Source organism: Enterobacter cloacae complex sp. P15RS (assembly GCF_014895905.1).
In the GTDB taxonomy this organism is placed as follows: domain Bacteria; phylum Pseudomonadota; class Gammaproteobacteria; order Enterobacterales; family Enterobacteriaceae; genus Enterobacter; species Enterobacter quasihormaechei.
Window position 1 is genome coordinate 1 of record NZ_JADBQL010000003.1, and the last position, 3689, is coordinate 3689.

General features: G+C 53.3%; 4 protein-coding genes. 1 reads left to right on the forward strand and 3 read right to left on the reverse strand.

Annotation, left to right across the window (positions count from 1 at the left end; genetic code table 11):
- The first annotated feature begins 203 nt into the window (after nucleotides 1-203).
- Complete coding sequence (locus IM267_RS01435; RefSeq protein ID WP_102749628.1) at nucleotides 204-1394, forward strand: amino acid aminotransferase; 1191 nt, start codon at nucleotides 204-206, stop codon at nucleotides 1392-1394.
- A 54-nt stretch (nucleotides 1395-1448) separates the two neighbouring features.
- Here IM267_RS01435 and IM267_RS01440 read toward each other — a convergent pair whose 3' ends face one another.
- The 3 genes from IM267_RS01440 to ldtD all read right to left on the reverse strand — a co-directional run.
- Nucleotides 1449-2096, reverse strand: coding sequence for an MBL fold metallo-hydrolase (locus IM267_RS01440; protein WP_063866286.1), 648 nt, complete (start codon nucleotides 2094-2096; stop codon nucleotides 1449-1451).
- Nucleotides 2097-2116: 20 nt separating this feature from the next.
- Nucleotides 2117-2668: a YcbK family protein gene (locus IM267_RS01445; protein WP_003858202.1), complete on the reverse strand. Its 552-nt coding sequence runs from the start codon at nucleotides 2666-2668 to the stop codon at nucleotides 2117-2119.
- A 175-nt stretch (nucleotides 2669-2843) separates the two neighbouring features.
- The coding region (gene ldtD, locus IM267_RS21140) for a L,D-transpeptidase (protein ID WP_226847828.1) at nucleotides 2844-3689 on the reverse strand (846 nt) is incomplete at its 5' end.

Here is a 3689-nt window from a genome sequence, read left to right on the forward strand (position 1 = left end):
TCTGGTTTACCAGTTCTAATCAACACACCTCATTGTTATATGCTTAATGAACAGGGCTTCGGCCCTGTTTTTTTATTCCTGAGAGAAAAAAATAGCGACTTTTGAAAAGCCGCACGCTTTTCGTCGCAAACGGTTGGCATTTTGTAAATCTACCGTTAACCTGATAGCGGATTTCACTTCTGTAATCACAATGGAACTTCGTCATGTTTGAGAACATTACTGCCGCTCCTGCCGACCCAATTCTGGGCCTGGCCGATCTGTTTCGTGCCGACGACCGCCCTGGCAAAATCAACCTGGGTATTGGTGTATATAAAGATGAAACCGGCAAGACTCCGGTGCTGACCAGCGTTAAAAAAGCTGAGCAGTATCTGCTGGAAAACGAAACCACCAAAAACTACCTCGGTATTGATGGTATTCCTGAATTTGGTCGCTGCACCCAGGAGCTGCTGTTCGGCAAAGGCAGCACCATTGTGAGCGAAAAACGCGCCCGCACGGCGCAGACCCCTGGCGGTACCGGCGCACTGCGCGTGGCGGCAGATTTCCTGGCGAAAAACACCTCCGTCAAGCGCGTGTGGGTAAGCAACCCGAGCTGGCCGAACCACAAGAGCGTATTCAATTCTGCGGGTCTGGAAGTGCGTGAATATGCCTATTACGACGCGGCAAACCACGCGCTGGACTTCGACGGCCTGCTGGCCAGCCTGAGCGAAGCCCAGGCGGGCGATGTGGTGCTGTTCCACGGCTGTTGCCATAACCCAACCGGTATCGATCCTACGCTTGAGCAGTGGGAACAGCTGGCTAAGCTGTCTGTAGAAAAAGGCTGGCTACCGCTGTTCGACTTCGCTTACCAGGGCTTTGCCCGTGGTCTGGAAGAAGATGCTGAAGGCCTGCGCGCCTTCGCCGCAGTGCATCAGGAACTGATTGTCGCAAGCTCCTACTCCAAGAACTTTGGCCTGTATAACGAGCGCGTCGGTGCCTGTACGCTGGTGGCTGCTGACGAAGCAACCGTCGATCGCGCATTCAGCCAGATGAAGTCCGTGATCCGCGCTAACTACTCCAACCCACCGGCACACGGTGCGTCTGTCGTTGCGACGATCCTGAGCAACGATGCGCTGCGCGCAATCTGGGAACAAGAGCTGAACGATATGCGTCAGCGCATTCAGCGCATGCGTCTGCTGTTTGTGAACACGCTGGCAGAGAAAGGCGCTAACCGTGATTTCAGCTTCATCATCAAGCAGAACGGCATGTTCTCCTTCAGCGGCCTGACCAAAGAGCAGGTGCTGCGCCTGCGTGAAGAGTTTGGCGTGTATGCCGTTGCCTCTGGTCGCGTGAACGTTGCAGGCATGACGCCTGACAACATGGCGCCACTGTGCGAAGCCATTGTCGCAGTGCTGTAATCAGCACCCACAAAAAAAGCCTGCATCATGCAGGCTTTTTTTATTTAACCGGGTTTACCAGACGGGCATTTCATCCTGAAGGAACGGGTTATGCAACCGCTCATCGCCCAGCGTCGACTTCGGACCGTGGCCAGGAATAAACGTCACGTCATCACCTAACGGCAATAACTTCTGCTTAATCGACTGAATCAGCTGACCGTGATCGCCGCGCGGGAAATCGCTGCGTCCTACGCCCCCTTTGAAAATCACGTCACCCGAAATCAGCAGACGCGACGAGTCATCAAAGAAGACGATATGACCGGGCGTATGCCCCGGGCAATGCAACACCTGTAAAGTCACATTCCCTACGTTAACGCGATCGCCTTCGTTCAGCCAGCGGTCAGGTGTCAATGGCTGACAGTCTTCCAGGCCAAACATACGGCTTTGAGCAGGTAATCCCTGTAGCCAGAACTCATCTTCTTTTTCCGGGCCGATAATCGGCACACCGTAGTGTTCAGCCAGTTCAGCCGCTGCACCCACATGGTCGAGATGACCATGGGTCAGTAAAATCTGCATCAGCGTTACACCGCTGGCAGCGACTTCCTGCTTGATTGTCTCAGCGTCTCCGCCGGGATCGACAAGCGCGGCCAGTTTAGTTTGTTCACACCAGATCAATGAACAGTTCTGTGAGAACGCGGTAACCGGAATAATACGATAGTTCATACTGCTCCTGTGTTTCGTTATTACCAGTGCCGAACCGGCCCGGTATCAATATGCACAAAGTTGCTACGTGGGTAGTATCCTACACCACCTGCGCGCATAGATAACGCCGCTTTGCGAATATTGGCTAACGAAACGCCTTCAATATGGAAATCCATCGCCTGCCCTTTCGTGTGATAGCTTTTTTTCGCTACCCCACGGCTGTGGGCGCGCAGTTCATTGTTGGTATCCAGAGAGCGATAGCCAGAAATGAGCTGTACCGGCCTTTTGGTCCCCAGCAGTCCCTGCAAGCGGTAAAGCTGATCGAATAATCCAGGATCGATGGCTTTGATTTTGTTCGCGCGGAAATCACGGAAAAAATGGTTGAGTCTTGCTAATTCATCCTGAATATAGCCTCTGCCATCGAAAAACTCCGCTTTAAGCGTCTCACCAGTATGCAGATTGTTGAGCGTTAAAATACGCGGACGAGGTGTCGAGAGGGTGGCAAATGCTGGCGTCGGAAGGATGGCAGCTGCGCCCAGCGCAACGCCACCTAACGCCAGCAATTTGCGGCGATTAGCGTCAAATTTGTCCATGATAATCAGGTCTACAGGTAAAATAAATTGTCAATATGCTTAGCGCACGAAGGGCACCATAACTGGCAAAACCTGCTACGTCAAGGCGCCCAACCCCAGTGAATACGCGGCTTGCAGACAGATCGCCTTATATTCACCATAACTTACGACAATCATTTTCACCGAACTACTTCATTTACCTGATTAATTGTTCCGCTTTTGGCAAGATTTGTGCGCCGGATCGCGCTGTCAGATCATAATTGTAAATATCTGTACGATACTGGGTACGTCCGTCTGCCCCCACAAACGCCGTCAGATAGTAAAGATTGACCGGGATATTGTGGCGGATATTGACGTAACGCGTATCCCCCTGCTTCAGGGCATCTGATATCCGCGTATCGTTCCAGCCAGCATCCTGCAACAGCATATTCGCCAGCTCCGAGGCCTTATTCACGCGAACGCAGCCAGAACTGAGCGCGCGTGCGTCTTTCTGGAACAGATTATGGTTCGGGGTATCATGCAGATAGATAGCGTCCGAACTTGGCATATTGAATTTGTAACGTCCCAGCGAGTTATGCGCACCCGGTGCCTGCTGGAAACGGAACGGCAGGTTCGACGGGGTAATCGTTGACCAGTCGACCATCCAGGGATCAATCGTCTCTTTGCTGTTCCAGCCGCGCATCACCGTATAGTTGTGTCGTTCCAGATAACCGGGGTCATTCCAGACCTTAGGCAGGATATCTTTGCGCGCCAGCGTCGGCGGCACGTTCCACGGTGGGTTAACCACCACGTTATTCAGCGCGCTGCTCATCATCGGTGTTTTACGGTCAGGTCGACCTACAATCACACGGGACGCCAGCACTTCGCTTCCGTCCTGATAGTAGACCAGCGAGTAGGCCGGAATGTTAACCATAATGCCGGTGGATAACGTGCCCGGCAGCAAGCGCAAGCGCTGGATATTCAGCGCCAGCACTCCTGCCCGCTGGGCCGGAGAGACGTTCAGCCAGTCGCGGGTGGATGGACCAATCACGCCGTCGGCGCC

Excerpts from the sequence above, each read along its gene's own strand:
- IM267_RS01435 (WP_102749628.1), top strand. The coding sequence starts at position 204 with ATGTTTGAGAACATTACTGCCGCTCCTGCCGACCCAATTCTGGGCCTG.
- IM267_RS01440 (WP_063866286.1), bottom strand. The coding sequence starts at position 2,096 with ATGAACTATCGTATTATTCCGGTTACCGCGTTCTCACAGAACTGTTCA.
- IM267_RS01445 (WP_003858202.1), bottom strand. The coding sequence starts at position 2,668 with ATGGACAAATTTGACGCTAATCGCCGCAAATTGCTGGCGTTAGGTGGC.